This window comes from Nocardia sp. NPDC006630 (genome assembly GCF_040611495.1).
Taxonomy (GTDB): domain Bacteria; phylum Actinomycetota; class Actinomycetes; order Mycobacteriales; family Mycobacteriaceae; genus Nocardia.
In genome coordinates, this window is the sequence record NZ_JBEXOK010000006.1 from 479,422 (window position 1) to 496,162 (window position 16,741).

Below are 16,741 nucleotides of genomic sequence, written 5' to 3' on the forward strand. Positions count from 1 at the left end.
TCTCAACGGGCTTGGACAGCAGACGAGCTCACGAAGCACGCTTCGTGAGCTCGTCGAGCACCCTGTCACCCCGGCATGCTTTCGGCCGGGATCCGCACTGCTACTTAGCCCGGATCGGCGCATCCTTCGCGAGACCCGAACGGGTCTGCGCCGTCACCGACAACTGCGCCGGCTTCGCGTCCGGGGCATACGGGCTGTACTTCTCCAGCGATCCCCAGTCCCGTCCCCAGTCGTGGTTCAGGTACGACGGAATGCTCTCCGACTTCAGCAGCAGCCCCGTCCAGCCGAGTGGCCCGCCGCCGATATCGTCCTGCCAGGCGTTCGAGGCGTCCGCGCCGACGCGGTCGGGCAGGATGCGCCAGTCCGGCACCTCGGCGACGCCGTCGTGGTGATCGAACGGCCGCTGGCACGGGAAGGCGAGTCCGACGTGCCAGTCCTCCAGCACCGGATCGGTATGGCCGACAAGGCTGTTCAGCGATTCCAGGCGGGGCAGCCGGGGCGGGGTGACGGCCAGCCACTGCTTGGGCGTGATGTCGGGGTCATTGGCGACCAGGCGAACGCTGTTGGCGCCCACGGGAATCTGGTCCAGCGGGACCCGCAGATTGCGCCAGGACGGGTTCGGCCCGATATCGGTGGGCCGGATGCGGCCCACATTCGTCATGCTGCCGTCGGCGGCGCGGGTGCCGTATTCGACGAACAGGTCCTGACCGTAGGTTTCCACACCGTCCTTGGTGAAGGAGCGGATGCGGCCGGCCGCGGTCACGATGAGCACCTTGTAGGCGGGATCATTGCGCACGCTGTCGGACAGATCGACCTTGTACCAGTTGGTGGTCAGCTTGGCCGGATTCTGCTCGTCGGCGGTGTAACTGCCCAGCACCGGTGTGCGCGCCGGGTCCAGTCCGAACGGCAGGGCGACGGTGCTGCCGTTGAGGCCGGCCTGTGCGTCGGTGCCGCCGCCGGTGCCCGCCCCGGTGGTGTTCGTGGTCTTGTTGCTGGAGTTCTTGCCCACCGAGTTGGCCCCGCCGCTGACCGTCTCCTCCGCATCGGCAGTGAGGTCGGTGGCGACGCCGTTGGCGGTGAATCCGGTGTTGTCCGCGGACAATCCGTCGGCGGCCGCGCCGGTCCACGGTTGCAGCAGTGAGTCGGCGGTATTCGTCTCCACCAGCACGTCATTGGCGAGTGCGCACGAATCCCCGGTCATCGCATCGAAATTCGATTTGGCGATGGAGTAGGCCGGGTACTGGGTGACGGCCGCCTTGGCGAGCGAGGCGACCTCGAAGAGCACCAGCAGCGCCGCCGCGATGGTGAGCGGCATGCTCGCGAACTTGTCGAAGGCGCGCACCGGCTTCGGATGGGTGAACGGTTCCCGATAGTGCTGGTACGCGGCAATGAGCAGGCACAGGATGGCCAGCCCCAGGAACAGCGTGGACAGACCCTTGCCCGCGATGAGCGGCGCCTTGTCGAACCACGGCACGCCGTAGCTGGACACATACCACCAGCCGTTGGGCCCGGTGAAGGTGATGGCCAGCAGGAAGAACACCGCCGCCGTGAACAGCGTGCGATTGCGTGGTGAGCGAATCCCGTTGACGCCCACCGCGACCGCGGCCAGTGCGGCCACCGATCCGGCGAGTCCGGCGTACACGCCGAAGTGGTGCGTCCACTTGGTGGGCGTGAACATCATCAGGAACAGCGACATGAAGACGATGCCGAGAATGCGCGCCGCCGGCCCGCGCGCGGTGCCCGGAATGCGACCGTTCTTGCGCAGCATGACCATGACGCAGACGAGCAGGCACAGCAGCATGGCGAGAATGCCGAACCGCCGGGCGAGCGAGCCGTCGGGGGAGAGCATGAGCAGCGAATCCCAGCGGGTGCGCTCGTCGAACCACGCCACATTCGGGCCGATGAGGGTGCGCACCCGCGTCGCCTCCATGACCGAGGCGAGCGTCTGATCGCCGAAAACGACCACCAGCACCAGGGTTCCGGCCGCGATGCCCGGCGCGAAGAGCGCGCCGTAGCGCAGCAGCGCCGACCCGGTGCCCTTGGCCTGCTTCAGGATCGCCAGCAGCACCGGCCGTGATCCGGCGATGAGCGCGGCGAGGCAGATGAGCCCGGTCGGACCGGCCGCCAGCGAGAACGCCGCGATGAGCACGGCGATCGCGGCGGGCAGCAGTCGCCCGGTGGCAATGGCGCGTTCGATGGAGCACCAGGTCAGCACCGCGCCCGCGGCAATGAGCGGTTCGGGCCGCAGGCCGTTGTCGTACGGCATCCAGGCTGCCAGGAAGACCAGTGCCGCAGTCCATATCGCGACATTGTCGCGCCGCACCCGGGCGCCGAGCCGGGGCAGTATCTCCCGGCTGATCACCAGCCAGCAGACGATTCCGGCCAGCAGCGAGGGCAGTCGTATCCACGGGCTGGAGTCGCTGATCCGGGTCATCCAGGACAGCACCTCGTACGGCCAGCCGAACGGCGCCTCGGCCACGCCGAACCAGCGGTAGTAGTTGGCCATGTAGCCCGAAACCTTCGAGGCCCGAGCCATATTCAGGATGTAGCCGTCATCGGAGGTGTTCGCGCCGATGAAGTGCCACACCACCAGCGTCCCCAGCACCGCCGCATCGGCGAGGCGGAAACGCCACCAGTGCGCGGGCAGGAATCGCCGTGCGCGCCGCCCGTCCCGATTGTCGAGCAGGTGCAGCATGTACATGGCGAGCAGCGTGCAGAGCACCGCGCCGATGGTCGCGCCGCGTTTGATCCAGCTCGGGCTGGAGGTGAAGCGCGCGTCGATATCGGCCGTCGCCACGGCGGTCCCGATCTGCTGCCGGTTCAGATCGGTGAACATGCCGACCACCTGCGGCCGGGTATCGCCGTTCACCTTGCCCGCGAACGGAGTTCCGTCCTGCCGGGTGACGCCGCTGAGCTGCACCTGGGTCGCGGTCGCATCCGAGTGCAGGACCAGCGATCCGCAACTCTGGACATCGGCGACCGGAACCGACAGCAAGGGGATGAGGCGCAACAGCACCGACAGCGTGCGCCCCTTCTCGGGCACATCCTCGACCTTGATGACCAGACCCTTGCTCACCGCCTGCCCCGAAGCTGCCGGGACGGTGGAGAAGAGCGTGCCGCTGGGCAGATCCGCCAGCACTTGGCAGGGCAGATTCACGTCCAGGGTGAGCGGCACGTACGACACCAGCGGCGCGGCGATGTTCGGCGTATCCCCCTGCGGCCAGTGCAGGGTGGGCCGGTCCTGTTTTACCGGCAGAATCGGCGTCAACACCGCCAGCAGAATTCCGAGAATTCCGGATACCACGGCAATGAGTCGGATTCGCTGAAACGCTCGGGTGTCTTCGCGCACGGTGTCCGATGCTATCCACCCCCGTCCCGGACATCCCCCGCGACTCGACCGCGCACCGGGTCGCCGTGCTCCCGGTGCTCGCGCCGTCGTGGTTCAGATGTCCGAACTGTCGCTGTTCAGGGGTCCGGAAGGGCGTGTTTCGACCGTATATTTCGAACTTGTGCTCCGCTTCCCCGGACATTCGGTCGATAATGTTGTTGGGCGACTGTATTTCCCGGGCGCCATCGACGTAGGTGTGGCGGTCATGACTGAACTGCGACCGGGCGAGGTTATCGCCGGATATGTCATTCAGCGGCGCATCGGGGCGGGCGGTTCGGGGACCGTCTATGTCGCCCGGCACCCCCGGCTACCCCGTCTGGCCGCACTCAAGGTGTTCAGCCGCGACGGTGTGAACGCCGATGCCGAGGAGTGGCGGCGCTTCGAACGCGAAGCCGATATCACCGCTCGCTTCGATCATCCGAATATCGTTGCGGTGTACGACCGCGGGCTCGACGAGGGCCGGCTCTGGATCGCCATGCAGTTCGTGGAGGGCGCCGATGCGGATGTGCTGCGCGGCACCGCCCCCGATCGCGCGCTGCGGATCGCGAGCGGAGTCTCCTCGGCCCTGGACTATTCGCACGGCAAAGGTGTGCTGCACCGTGATGTGAAGCCCTCGAACATTCTGCTTTCCCCGGCCGAGGACGGGCGGGTGGAGCGAGCCCTGCTGACGGACTTCGGCATTGCGCGCCTGCGGGACGAGTCGACCAGTCTCACGCGCACCGGAAGTGTCACCGCGACCTTCGCCTTCGCCTCGCCGGAACAGGTCTCCGGCGCCCCGCTGGATCCGCGCACGGATCAATACTCGCTGGCCTGCACGCTTTTCGTACTGCTCACCGGGCATCGGCCGTTCATGGCGAAGGATCTCGGGGGGTGGGTGATCGCACACACCCAGATTCCGCCGCTGCGGGTGACACAGGTCCGTCCGGACCTGCCCCGGAGTCTGGATTCGGTCTTCGATCGGGCACTGGCCAAGAATCCGGCGCAAAGGTTCGCCGGCTGTGCCGATTTCGTCGATGCGGCCTGGGAGGCGATGTCGGGTCCGGCGACCGTCGAGCACGTCCCGTATTTCACCGGGCCGCGGCCGATCACCACGCCGCCGGTGGACCCGGCGCGGCGGGCGGTCACCGAGCACGCCCGCGGAGCCTTCGACCCGTATCTCCCGGCGCCGGAACCGGTCCCGGCGCCGGTGACTCCGGTGCGGAACGAGGGACAGGGCCGGGTGCTGGCGGCGGTGCTGGCCGGCGCGGCCGCGGTAGTCCTGGCCGGGGGCGGCTTCGTGGTGGCCTACGAGCTGGAGAGTCACGGCAATTCCGGTGCGCCGGTGTCGGCTCCGGTGCAGACCATGGCTGCCGGGCCGGCCGCCGCGTCGGTGTTGACCGCGACCTCCGCCGCCGCAGCCGCGCCGCTGCCCGCGGGCAGTATTCCGGCGGGTTTCCTGGGCACCTGGGTGGGGACCAGCGATCAGAACGCCGACGACTACCGGCTCACCGTCCGCCAGGGTGAGGTGAATCAGGTGGTCGAGACCTCCACGATCTACCGCGGTGGAAATCTGGTCTGCGCCTTCGACTATCGGCTGGTCGGTGTCACGGCCGCCGATATCACCGTCGGCAACGGCGTGACCACGAGCGGGGGTTCACAGTGTTCGCCGCAGGCCACCCAGGTGCTGCGACTGTCGGCCGGACAGATCGTCCGGGATCTCGATGTCAGCGGCCACGTGACCTATACCCGCGTGAACTGACTCAGGCCGTGAACCGAATCAGGCCGAGACCAGTCCGCGCACGTCCCACAGCCAGACGCCGTCCACCTGCTGTGCGGGGAAGCCGAGCAGCTGATCCACGGTGAGCCGCAGCGCATCACCATTGTCGGTCGGCGGCAGCACCACCACATCGGCCTGCCAGTACCGCAGATCCGCGAGCGCCTGGGCGCGGGTGGCATCGTCGATCACCGGCACCTTGTTGGCCTGCTGCGCCTTGATGAGCAGACTGGCCGTGGGCCGGTCGTCGGGACCGTAGCGGCCCTTCTTCTCGGTGCCGGTGGGTCCGACGAAATAGCCTCCGGCAAGCGGGAATTGGAAGTCGGCATCGGTCTGCCAGCGCAGGGCGCGGGCGTCCGGCGGGGTGGGCGGCGGCGCGATGACCACCGAACCGTGCGAAACATACTGGCGCACAGTGCCGTCCGCGAAGAAGGCGGGCGTCGCCGGGCGCTGCACCACCGGCAGGATGGTCGGGGTGAGCGGCAGCAGTGCCAGCGTCAGCGCGCCGAACCAGGCCAGCGGCCGCCAATCCACGGCGGAGATGCGCCAGTAGTCCAGTGCGCGTTGGGTTCCCATGGCCAGAATGACGGCGATGGCCGGAATGGCGGCCATGGTGAACCGCGACTCCAGCACCGAATTCAGCAGCGGCACATTCTCCAGGTGCTTCCACGGCAGCGAGATTCCGGTGTTGTGCTTCCCGATCATCAGGTTCGCGCCCAGCGAGAGCACCGTGAAGGACACGATGATGAGGGCCGCGGCCCGCACCACGCGTTCGCGCCACAGGAATACCGCGGCCATGGCGACGAGCAGCAGCAGCGGCCAGCCGAAGTAGGAGTTCTCCTCGGTCGGATTGATGGCCACGTTCTGCCCGTGCTGGAACATGCCGCCCAGCGATTCGGACGGGAACTGGAACAGCGCTTTGAGATCGTTGTTCATCGGCCCGTGGTCGATGGACCGGTAGGACTGCGGCCCGAAGAACTGCCACCACAGCGGAATCTCGGTGAGCGCCACCGTGATCACGCCAGCCAGCAGCAGCGTCGGGGTGAGGGTGCGCAGCGCGCGCAGCCCGGCGCGCGGGGCGTGCAGATAATAGATGACCGCGTACAGGCCGAAGGCCAGCGCGAAGATGAGCAGCGGCTCCTCGCCGAGCGCGATCTGCAGCGAGATCAGCAGGCCGAGCACGAACGCATCGCGCAGTCGCCGCGCCTTCCGCGTCTCCAGCGGGCTCTGCGCATGCCGGACGATGCGGATCAACTGCAGCGCGATCAGCGGAAGCAGTGCCAGCAGTACGAAATTCGGGTGCGCGTTGGCGTGCGAGATCATGGCGGGCGCGAAGCCGCAGAACACACCGCCCACGGCCGCAGCGAATTTGGAGGTGACCAGCTCCCGCGAGAACAGCCAGTACCAGGCGAAGGCGGTGCCGAACAGACCCAGCGTGAGCACCAGAACGAAGGTGACGGTCGGTCCGAAGAGCAGGGTGACGGGGGTCAGCGGCACGCCGACGCCGAACATGGCGGTATTGGCCATCATGTTCACGCCGTCGGGATAGTTCTGCAGTCCGGTGCCGAGCGGATTCTGCAGATGCGCGACCTTGTGCGCCGTGACCGCGAAGAACCACTCCCACATGGTCTGGTCCTGGCCGCTCTTGATCAGATAGCCGCGATCGGTGTGCAGCCACTGGCCGGAGAGCACCAGCACGGCGAGGGAGAGGTAGCCGGTGGCGACGAACAGGTCGGCGCGAGCCAGTCGCAGGAGGCCCGCGACACGCTGTTGCCGGGTGCGCACCGGGGCAACCGTTTTCGGTACTGTCCGGTCGAGAACTGCGACCGCCGAGCCGTCTTCGTTGGTGCGGTCCGTATCCCACCCCTGTGCCACGCGATAACTCCTCTTGCCTCTCAATCAGCGGCCCACGCTACCGGGTTCGACTGAGATTGGACTGGCAAGTGGATGAGTTATCCCCAGATATGGGGCTTCATCCACAGGTTTAGGCCCATATCTGGGGATAAGTGACCCTTGTCTCGAGGTCTTATCGAGATGAGAAGTGAGCTGCACCACAATTCGAGTGCAGCTCACATAACTCTCAGTGCTGGGCCACCACGAGGGTGAAAGGCCCGATATCGGTCACCCGGAAGTGCGGGTCATCGAACAGCGCCCTGGGGAATGCCACGGTGTAGCGCTTCACGTTCGGATCGTTCGGATACACGTCCTCGGCGAGCCGCAGCGTGTACTCGCTACCGGATTTGCGGAACAGGAAGGCATCCGGGGCCCGCCACGGGCAGTGCGCCAGCGCGTCGATCAACTCCTGCGGCGACTTCAGGGTGCTCCACCGCTTGATCTCCGCCGCGCGCGGCTTGAAATCGGCCAGCGGATTCGCGTAATGCGAAGTGAGCGCCTGGAATCCGAAGTACGGGTAGATGGACAGGAAGCTGGTGTCCGCCGTCAGCACCACACTCTGATCCGGCGCCCGGCCGGTCTGCTCCCGCAGCGCCGCATCGATTTCCGCGTAGTGCGAGACGGCGGAAGGCGGCCGCGCATCCGCTCGCACGCCATTGCCATCGGTATCGGTGTAGGCCGTATTGATCTCCGTCGCCAGCACATTCGGAATGCCCTGGCTGAACGCCACCGCACCCGCCAGCGCCACCGCCGCACCGGCGAGCCGCACCCGCGACGGCTCGTTCAGCACCTGGTAGGCGGCCCGCAGACCCTCCGCGAAGCCGAACGCTCCGGCCGCCACCAGCAGGGTGTAAAGAATCGGTTCCAGCCGGAACGACAGCAGCGTGGTGCCCGCGGCGGTCGCCGCCATCGACAGCAGGCACCACAGATAGAGGGCGACCACACCGATCGCGAGTGCCTGTGCGCGCCGCGAACTTCCGGCCCGCAGCACCAGCCAGATCGTCCCGAGCAGGCAGAACGCGCCGAGCAGGGAGAAATCGAACATGGGCAGCGGCAGCTGCGAACCGGGTTCGGGCAGATAGTGCAGTGCGGTACCGGAACTGGCGGTGCCGCCGGTGAGCGTTTTCCACAGGTACGGCAGCCATACGGTCAGGGCCAGCAGTCCGGAGAGCACTCCGATGCTGATCAGCCGCAGCAGGATCGGCCACACCGCCTGCCGGATCCCCGGCACCGCACCCTGCTTGGAGCGTCGCGTAATGCCCCGTTCGCGCAGTGCGAGCCCGGCGGCGACCACACCCATCAGACAGACCGCGAACACGGCCACCAGGAAGTACAGCGTGTAGAAGGTCGCGGCGACGCCCAGGAACAGTCCGGTCCCCAGCACCGCGCCCCAGCCTCCGGCGGTCGACGCCGCGGGCTCGGCGGGCCGGTACAGGGCGCCCCACGCCAGCACCAGGACCGGCGCGATCAGCAGCACCAGCGGTGCGCTGTACGCCTCCGGCGAACCGTAGGCCAGCGTCACCGCGGTGGTGGCGGTCGCGACCGCGACGGCCCAATCCGCGCGAATCAGCTTGGACCACAGGACGAGTGCGAGCACCGCCGCCACCGCGATGCCGATGATCGCGAACGGTTTGAACGCCGCCCACCCCGCCATCCCCAGCAGATTCGCGAAGCGCCCGCCCATCCAGAACCAGCCGCCCGGATAGTAGGACGGCAGATCCGCGTAGTTCATATCCCGCAGTGCCGCACTATCGGTCAGCCGCGTCAGAAACTGCGTCCGGAATTCCTGATCCACCGACAGCCCGAGCAGATACAGCTTGGTGGCGGCGAGCGGCATACCCAGCGTCACCGTCACGAATGTCGAAATCCCCACCCAGGACAGCAGTTTCGCCACCCACGGCCACTTGTCCATCCGCAGCAGCACAATCGCCGCCACCAGCAGCGCCAGCGCGACCACCTGTCCCACGGTGGTCAGCGCCCGAGTCACATTGGAGGAGTTGAACGCCGGCCAGTGCACGGTCGAAAACGCCACCAGCCCGATACCGGCCACCGCAACGGCGACCACCCCGGCCAGCACGCCCTCCCCGGCCGCACCCCCGGCCCGCCGCACCAGCATCGCCCCCCGGCCGCCCGACTCCTCGCTCATACGCACTCCGCCTCCGGGTTCGCTCCATAGACCGCGCCTACCGCTGTGCCACCCTAACGACCTTCGCCTCCCCATGACCCGCCGCATGGCCGACCACCGTGGCCACCAGCGTCGATCTCCTCGCCGCCAGCCGCATCCATCGCACGGCCCGTTCCGTACCGCACAGCCTGCTGTCGTCTCGCACGGCACCTGTCCGTGCTGTGCGGCGGGAGGTACACGCTGTGGGATCCGGTCGATGGGTGTGGTGACTGCGTGGCGCTGCCTGGCAGAGCGAGACAGGCCACAACCCGCATCACGCAGCCCGGCTAGTGCATTGCACAGCACCTATCAGGGCTGTGCGGCGGAGGCACGCGCTGTGGGGATCCGGTTCATGCGTGTCGTGAGTGTGCGGGGCTCGGTAAACGAAACGAGCGGTGACCGTTGGTCACCGCTCGCTGTCGAATGCTGGGCTGCTCTAGACGGGCAGCTTGCGGAAGATCGGGCGCGGGACGTGGCGCAGGATCATCATGATGTAGCGGAAAGTGCCGGGGGCCCAGACGATTTCCTTGCCCTTTTCCGACGCCGCGACGGCCAGGGCCGCCACCTCTTCCTTGTCCACCGTGAGGGGCGCTTCCTTCACGTGGGCGGACATGCGGGTGCGGACCTGACCCGGGCGGATCACGGTGACGCGGGTGCCGTGCGGGCGCAGCGCCTCGCCGAGACCCAGGTAGAAGCCGTCCAGGCCGGCCTTGGTGGAGCCGTAGACGAAGTTGGAGCGGCGCACGCGCTCACCGGCGACCGAGCTCATGGCGATGATGCGGCCGTGGCCCTGCGCCTTCATCTTCTCGCCGATCAGCACGCCGACCGAGACGGCGGCGGTGTAGTTCAGCTCGCAGGCGATGACCGCCTTGCGCTGGTCCTGCCACAGCTCCTCGGCGTCGCCGAGCATGCCGAACGCGACAATGGCGATATCGACATCGCCGTGTCCCCACGCCTGGTCGATGACCTTGGGGTGCGAGTCCATCTCCAGCGCGTCGAAGTCGATGATCTCGACCTCGGAGGCGCCGGCCGCCTTCATGGTGGCGACCGCGTCCTCGCGCAGCGGATCACCGGGCAGCGCGGCCAGGATGATGCGCGCCGGACCCTTCTTCAGGTACTCCGAGCAGATCGCGAGACCGATCTCGGAAGTGCCGCCGAGCAGCAGAATGGACTGCGGATTGCCTACCGCGTTGATCACTGAAGCTCCAGCCTTCGGGCCATATCGGACATGAAAACGCCTGTGGGATCGACACTTCGGCGGATCTTGATCCACTCGTCGATCCGGGGGTACATCTTGTGGAAAGTCTCCGCGGTGGTCCGGGAATCCTTCGCGGTGTAGAGCCGGCCGCCGAATTCGGTGACGCGCCGGTCGAGATCGGTGACGAGCTCATTGAGACCCGCACGAATCGGGAAGTCTACGCAGATGTTCCAGCCCGGCATCGGGAAGCTCAACGGAGCCGGGTTACCCGCGCCGAACAGCTTGAAAACGTTCAGCGCCGAATAGTGCCCGGACGCCTGGATATCGATGATGATCTTCTTGAACTCATCGACGGCCTCGGTCGGCACCACGAACTGGTACTGCAGGAATCCGGCCGGACCGTAGGCCCGGTTCCACTCCGCGATCATGTCCAGCGGGTGGTAGAACTGCGTCAGATTCTGGATCTTGCCGGTGTAGTTGCCGCCCATGGCGTAGTACGCCTCGCCGACCGAGCCGAGGGTCAGCCGGTTGGCGGTGAAGCTCGGGAAGATATTCGGCACCGTGAGCAGCTGCGGCGCATCGAACTTCAGCGGATTGCGCTGCTTCTTGGCGGGCAGCTCGTCCAGCTTGGCCAGGCGGCCGCGAGTAATGGTGGCGCGCCCCAGCTTCGGCAGCGGGTTCATGACGTCGAACCACGCGCTCGAGTAGGTGTAATTGGCCTCGCTGCCATCGCTGTGCGCCGCGATGGTCTCGTCCAGCGTGCTGGTCTTCACGCCGTCATTGATGAAGTACGCCGTCTCCGTCGCCACCATTTCGATGGTCGCGCGCAGCACGATGCCGGTCAGCCCATTGCCGCCGACGGTGGCCCAGAACAGCTTCGCGTTCTTCTTCGGCCCGATGGTCTGCACCTTGCCGTCGGCAGTGAGCAGGTCGATGGACCGCACGTGATTGCCGAAAGAACCCTCGCTGTGATGGTTCTTACCGTGAATATCGGAGGCGATGGCGCCGCCGATGGTGACCTGGCGGGTACCGGGTAGGACCGGAACCCAGAGCCCGAACGGCAGGGCCGCCTTCATCAACTGGTCGAGGCTGACGCCGCCGTCCACATCGACCAGGCGGGAATCGCGGTCGATGCGGTGGATGCGGTTCAGCGCCGGCATATTGATGACGAGGCCGCCGGAGTTCTGCGCGTGGTCGCCGTACGAGCGGCCGAGGCCGCGCGCGATGACACCTCGGCGCAGATGCGCGGGCTTGGAGTCGTTGTCCTCCGCGACCAGGGCGACCGCCTTGGCGATCAGCTCCGGATCATTGGTCGACAGGACTTCCGACGTAGTGGCTGCGGTGCGACCCCATCCGGTCAGGCGGCGGGTCTGCGTAGGCAGTTCATAGGAACCGTTCGACGCTGCGTCCGCACCAGCGCTCGCCGATTCGGTATCGGGAGCGGCCGTGGTGGTGGTCTGAGCTTTCGTGGACATCGGGATAGAGGCTACAGGCATAACCGTCGCGAGGGTTGTGTCCTCGGTCGCGACCGATACCCTCATGCGTTGTGACCGCGGAACCCCATCTGCCCCTGCCTCCCGAGCTGCCCCTCGTCGACGAACCGGGTGGCACGGACGTCGATCTGAAGACCCAGATCATCCGGTTCGGGCTGACCGGCGGCCTCTCCGCGATCGTGGACTTCGGCCTCTACACCCTGCTGTTCAAGGTGTTCGGGCTGCCACTGCCGGTGGCGAAGTCGATCAGCTTCATCGCCGGCACCACCACGGCGTATCTGATCAATCGGCGCTGGACCTTCAAGGCCGAGCCCAATCGCAACCGCTTCATCGCGGTCATCCTGCTGTACGCGGTGACCTTCGCGCTGCAGGTCGGCATCAATCAGCTCTGCTACTACGCCCTGCCCGACCAGTGGTGGCGGATCGCACTGGCCTTCTGCATCGCGCAGGGCACCGCGACCGTGATCAATTTCATCGTGCAGCGCATGGTGATCTTCAAGATCAACTGACCGTATGGGACCGGCCCGCCGATGGCGGGCCGGTGCTGTCTCGAGGGTCGGTGCGTCAGTAGTCGACGAGGGCCTCGGCCTCGGCCTCGGCTTTCGCGCGGAAGTAGTCGCCGCCCTTGGCCCGGGTGTTGTCGGTGCCCCACTCGCGATCCTCGCGCTGTGCGGGGACCAGGTGCGGAATGTGCTTGCGGCAGTGGATATAGGCCTCCTCCACATCCACCACCACCCAGCGCTCCGGCTGGCGGCCGCGCGCATCGGGCGGTAGATCGGGGACGCAGCGGCGCATGAGGGCGTCGTCGACAATCCGGGCCGTGCCGTTGATGTGCAGGCCGATCAGGTCGTACACGAAGTCGATGAGCAGGATCCCGATATGCGGATTCTCCAGCATATTTCCGAGGCTGGCGTGCACGCCGTTGCCGCGATACTCCGGATACGTGATCGTGGAATCGTCTATGACGTGCAGGAATCCGGGCTTCCCTGCTCGAAAGCTGTTGTCGCACTCACCGTGTTTATCGGAGGTCGCGATGAAGGCCATGTCCATCCGGCGCAGGAAATCGATCATCTGGGTATTGAGTCGATTTCGTACTTGATCGGAATAGAAACGCTCCGCACGATCTCGGGTGCCGTAGCGTTCCTGCAGTTCCCGCTCGCCGTCGCTGCCGTTTCTGGTACCGGACATCACGGGCCCCCTTTGGTAGCTGAATACCGGATGGAAGAGGCTCGGCCACGAACTTCGGCCGTACGAAATCCTATACGGTTTAACTATTTTCATGTGGCGAATGACTGAACCGGCGTGTATGCCCTGCTCGGGCCGGGTCGACGGAAGCCGGAGAATCCTTCCTGGGCGAGGATCCTCCCGAATGAAAGTGTCCACAAGCGGTTTGCGCCGCTTAGCTGCGAGGATGCTGGACTGGGCTCGAGGGGATCGATGGTCGAGATCCCCAGGGCGCGCAGTGTTTTCGCAATCCTGATTTGTCCCTATTGCAGAGAATTGTCCGGTTATTGCCGAGCGTCATCCCCCTTGCATGAACCGCCCGGTCAGTTTTCAGGCGGGTGTCAAGGTGACCGGTACGCCATTGAAGACCGCATTCCCCGACGGTGCGTCCACCAGCGAATCATCGGTCAGCACATTGGCATTCACGCCCGCGTGCGTGCGCGCCACCGCCTGCTCACTGCCGGAGTGGCCCCAGCCGTGCGGCAGGCTCACCACCCCCGGCATGATGTCGTCGGTCGGCTCCAGATCCACCGTGAGCGTGCCCGCCGCCGACTTCACCACGGCATGTCCGTCCAGTCCCAGCCGTGCCACATCCTCGGGATGAATGTGCAGCGTGCACCGATTGGACCCGCCCATCAGCGGCCCGACATTGTGCAGCCAGCTGTTGTTGGAGCGCAGCTGCCGCCGCCCGACCAGCACCATCTCCGGCGCCGCCGCTGCCAGCCGTTCCCGCAGTCGCGCAACATCATCCAGCAGCGCCTGCGGTGCGAGCTCCACCGTCTTCGACGCCGTCCGCAGAATTCCGGGCAGGCTCGGCCGCAACGCCCCCAGATCGATCCCGTGCGGATTGTCCAGCAGCACTTGCAAATTCAGGCCGCCCGACAGTCGGTCCCCGTCGCCGCCGGCTGTGTCCCCCGCCTCATCTGCCAGTGGCTTCTCCTCGTCATCCCGGCGTGCTTGTGGCCGGGATCCACCAGTGGATCCCACCCATCCGTCCGCCGGAATGATGCGATCAGGATTCCACTCGCCATAGGCCCCCAGCCGCAGCATCAGGTCGATGCGCTGTTCGGTGGTGTTCGCGCCGATCAACTCCGCCCGGCGGTCCGCCAGCCCGGCCTTGTGCAGCATTCCGGCGATGATGAATTCATCCACCGCCGCAAGCGGATCGACACCGTCCTGCGGTTCCTGCCCGCTGACGGCCAGCGCCAGGCGCGCCAGGATCTCCGATTCGGCGAGGGCGCCGCCGAGCGGGACCAGCGGCCGGGAGTACCGCGCGTAGTTGTGCACCGCGAACTGCAGCAGCGCGAAATCGTAGTGCGGGGACTGCAGAATGCGCGGCGGCGGCAGGATGACATCGGCGTGCCGGGTGGTCTCGTTGAGATACCGATCGACGCTCACCATGAAGTCGAGCCCGGCGAAGGCCGCGTCCAGTCGAGTGCCGCTCGGGGCCGAGAGCACCGGGTTGCCCGCGACGGTCACCATGGCGCGGATCCGGCCCTCGCCCTCGGTGAGGATCTCGTCGGCGAGTGTGGCCACCGGGAATTCGCCCATGGCCTCGGGCAGTTCGCGCACCCGGCTGGTCCAGCGGCCGAGGCGGAACGGGCGGGTGCGCACGATGCCGAGGGTGGCGCCGGTGGCGAACATCGCGCCGCCGGGGGAGTCGAGATTGCCGGTCAGCACATTGACTACATCCACCAGCCACTGTGTGAGCGTGCCGAACTCCGCGGTGCAGGTGCCGATTCGCGCGTAGACGGCCGCGGTGGGCGCCGCCGCCAGCTCGCGCGCCAGCCGCAGCACGGTGTCGGCGGGCACTCCGGTGCGCTCGGCCACCACGGCGGCCGTGAAAGGCGCTGCCGCCGCGCGTACCTCCTCGAGCCCCTGCACCTCGATGCGCACGGAGGTGAGATTCTCCGCGAAAAGTGTGTTCACGATTCCGAACAGCAGGTAGGCGTCACTGCCGGGCCGGATGAACAGATGCTCGCTAGCGAGCTTGGCGGTGCGAGTGCGGCGCGGATCCACCACCACGAACCGTCCGCCCCGTTTCTTCAGCGCCTTCAAGCGGCCCGGGAAATCGGGTGCGGTGCACAGTGATCCATTGGATTCGAGCGGGTTCGCACCGAGCATGAGCAGATAGTCGGTGCGATCCAGATCGGGCACGGCCACCGTGAGCGGGTCGCCGAACAGCAGCCCGGAGGACACCTGCTTGGGCATCTGGTCGGCGGTGCTGGCGGAGAACAGGCTCCGGGTGGCGAGCGCGCGAATGAGGATCGGTACGTACAGCGCCCCGGCGACGGTATGGGCATTGGGATTTCCCAGGTACAACCCGACCGAATGGTTTCCGTGCGCGGCGGTGAGTTGCGGTAGCCGCTCGCGAATGACGCCGAAGGCCTCGTCCCAGCTCGCCTCCCGCCAGGTATCGGTGGCCCGGTCGCGAATCATGGGTGCGGTGAGGCGGTCCGGATCCTCGTCGAGATGTCCGAGCGTCGCGCCCTTGGGGCACAGGAAGCCGCGGCTGAACGGGTCCGCCTGATCGCCGCGAACGGCGGTGACATGGTCGGCGGCATCCAGGGTGAGCTCGAGTCCGCACACCGCCTCGCAGAGCGGGCAGGTGCGCGGCAGCGTCCGCGTGGCAGGTGCGGCAGCGGTTTCCGTGACGTGGGTCATACCTCATCATCGCCCGAATTCGGCAGTTCCGTACCGCCGTGTTCGGAAAACACCCGCTAGCTGGAGGCATATCGAGTATCGATCAAAAGGCAACGTTTGCCCCCGGGTACGCGAAAACCGCGGATGCCGGGGAGCATCCGCGGTTTCGGGGTTCTGGGCTATTCGCTAGCGGGAAGAGCGCCTGAATCGCTTCAAGAGGCGATACGGGCTACCTGCGGTCGCACGCCCTTGGCGGCGGCGCGAACGGCGGCGGAGATCGCCACCACCGGCGGGATCCAGCGCGCCTCGTGCGGAGCGACGCTCCAGCAGGCCGAGCCGTCGAACAGCTGGGTCGGCGGCAGCGGGATGCCCGCACCGTCGGTGTGCACGACCGCACCGGCCGCACGCAATGCCTCGAGGGCCAGGGCGGCCTTGCGAAGCCCGGTGACCAGGTGGATCTCGCGGCGCTCGGCGCCCGGGATCTCGATGATCGGTCCGGTCAGGTCATTGGCCCGAAGGAAGCGCCGTACGAAGGCGGCGGTGTCGCCGGTGACTTCGATACCCGACAGATTTTCGTCGGTGATCAGGCTGATTCCATTGGCCGTTTCGGCGACCGTCCATCCACGCTCGGTGTATTCCTGCGTGGAGGCGGCCAGTGCTGCCGCCATGGCGGAAGACGAAAACGTCGTGCGCACTGGTTTCTCCATTCCCCGGTAGATCTGCGTCCTGCTCTGTGCGAGGTATCGGAACCTCATGCCCGTTGCGTTACAAGCTCATTTTCTGGAGTCACTGTTCGAGCCTCCAAAAGAGACGCCTCGCCGTTGGAGCTGTCACCGACACGCCACTGTCATATCTGCGACATATCGGGCCTCGGGTGCTGCTGCCTGCGAAGACGGCGTCAAGGGCGGTATCGGTCCGGGCGGGCCGATTCTTACCGCGAAAGCCGGGAAGTGTTCTAGAACACACTGTTTCGAGCTGTCCCGGT

The 16,741-nt window shown here is 66.6% G+C and carries 10 protein-coding genes; 2 read left to right on the forward strand and 8 right to left on the reverse strand.

Annotated elements, in window-relative coordinates:
* Positions 1 to 100: 100 nt before the first annotated feature.
* On the reverse strand, positions 101 to 3,349 hold the full coding sequence (locus tag ABZX86_RS20380) for an arabinosyltransferase domain-containing protein (RefSeq protein ID WP_355125556.1): 3,249 nt from the start codon (positions 3,347 to 3,349) through the stop codon (positions 101 to 103).
* Between the two features lie 244 nt (positions 3,350 to 3,593).
* Here ABZX86_RS20380 and ABZX86_RS20385 point away from each other — a divergent pair, with 244 nt between their 5' ends.
* Complete coding sequence (locus ABZX86_RS20385; RefSeq protein ID WP_355125558.1) at positions 3,594 to 5,126, forward strand: serine/threonine-protein kinase; 1,533 nt, start codon at positions 3,594 to 3,596, stop codon at positions 5,124 to 5,126.
* An 18-nt stretch (positions 5,127 to 5,144) separates the two neighbouring features.
* On the opposite strand, the gene ABZX86_RS20390 is transcribed toward ABZX86_RS20385, so the two are convergent.
* The 4 genes from ABZX86_RS20390 to ABZX86_RS20405 all read right to left on the reverse strand — a co-directional run bounded on the left by ABZX86_RS20390 (position 5,145) and on the right by ABZX86_RS20405 (position 11,871).
* Positions 5,145 to 7,016, reverse strand: coding sequence for a glycosyl transferase (locus ABZX86_RS20390; RefSeq protein WP_355125560.1), 1,872 nt, complete (start codon positions 7,014 to 7,016; stop codon positions 5,145 to 5,147).
* A 205-nt stretch (positions 7,017 to 7,221) separates the two neighbouring features.
* Complete coding sequence (locus ABZX86_RS20395) at positions 7,222 to 9,180, reverse strand: galactan 5-O-arabinofuranosyltransferase (protein ID WP_355125562.1); 1,959 nt, start codon at positions 9,178 to 9,180, stop codon at positions 7,222 to 7,224.
* A gap of 454 nt (positions 9,181 to 9,634) precedes the next feature.
* Entirely contained in the window at positions 9,635 to 10,396 is a 762-nt protein-coding gene (locus ABZX86_RS20400; RefSeq protein ID WP_355125564.1) for a decaprenylphospho-beta-D-erythro-pentofuranosid-2-ulose 2-reductase, read from the reverse strand.
* On the reverse strand, positions 10,393 to 11,871 hold the full coding sequence (locus ABZX86_RS20405; RefSeq protein WP_327143123.1) for an FAD-binding oxidoreductase: 1,479 nt from the start codon (positions 11,869 to 11,871) through the stop codon (positions 10,393 to 10,395). The genes ABZX86_RS20400 and ABZX86_RS20405 overlap by 4 nt, the downstream gene beginning before the upstream one ends.
* Positions 11,872 to 11,942: 71 nt before the next feature.
* Between ABZX86_RS20405 and ABZX86_RS20410 the strand changes: the two genes are divergently transcribed.
* Positions 11,943 to 12,398: a GtrA family protein gene (locus tag ABZX86_RS20410; RefSeq protein WP_297619484.1), complete on the forward strand. Its 456-nt coding sequence runs from the start codon at positions 11,943 to 11,945 to the stop codon at positions 12,396 to 12,398.
* Positions 12,399 to 12,453: 55 nt separating this feature from the next.
* Here the strand turns inward: ABZX86_RS20410 and ABZX86_RS20415 are convergent, their stop codons facing one another.
* The 3 genes from ABZX86_RS20415 to ABZX86_RS20425 form a co-directional block, all read right to left on the reverse strand.
* A complete protein-coding gene (locus tag ABZX86_RS20415; protein WP_355125567.1) occupies positions 12,454 to 13,077 on the reverse strand; it encodes a pyridoxamine 5'-phosphate oxidase family protein in 624 nt (207 codons plus the stop codon).
* A 366-nt stretch (positions 13,078 to 13,443) separates the two neighbouring features.
* On the reverse strand, positions 13,444 to 15,777 hold the full coding sequence (locus tag ABZX86_RS20420) for a molybdopterin-dependent oxidoreductase (protein WP_355125568.1): 2,334 nt from the start codon (positions 15,775 to 15,777) through the stop codon (positions 13,444 to 13,446).
* A 191-nt stretch (positions 15,778 to 15,968) separates the two neighbouring features.
* Entirely contained in the window at positions 15,969 to 16,451 is a 483-nt protein-coding gene (locus ABZX86_RS20425) for a hypothetical protein (protein ID WP_297619475.1), read from the reverse strand.
* Positions 16,452 to 16,741 lie beyond the last annotated feature (290 nt).

Excerpts from the sequence above, each read along its gene's own strand:
- ABZX86_RS20385 (WP_355125558.1), top strand. The coding sequence starts at position 3,594 with ATGACTGAACTGCGACCGGGCGAGGTTATCGCCGGATATGTCATTCAG.
- ABZX86_RS20395 (WP_355125562.1), bottom strand. The coding sequence starts at position 9,180 with ATGAGCGAGGAGTCGGGCGGCCGGGGGGCGATGCTGGTGCGGCGGGCC.
- ABZX86_RS20405 (WP_327143123.1), bottom strand. The coding sequence starts at position 11,871 with ATGTCCACGAAAGCTCAGACCACCACCACGGCCGCTCCCGATACCGAA.
- ABZX86_RS20415 (WP_355125567.1), bottom strand. The coding sequence starts at position 13,077 with ATGTCCGGTACCAGAAACGGCAGCGACGGCGAGCGGGAACTGCAGGAA.
- ABZX86_RS20420 (WP_355125568.1), bottom strand. The coding sequence starts at position 15,777 with ATGACCCACGTCACGGAAACCGCTGCCGCACCTGCCACGCGGACGCTG.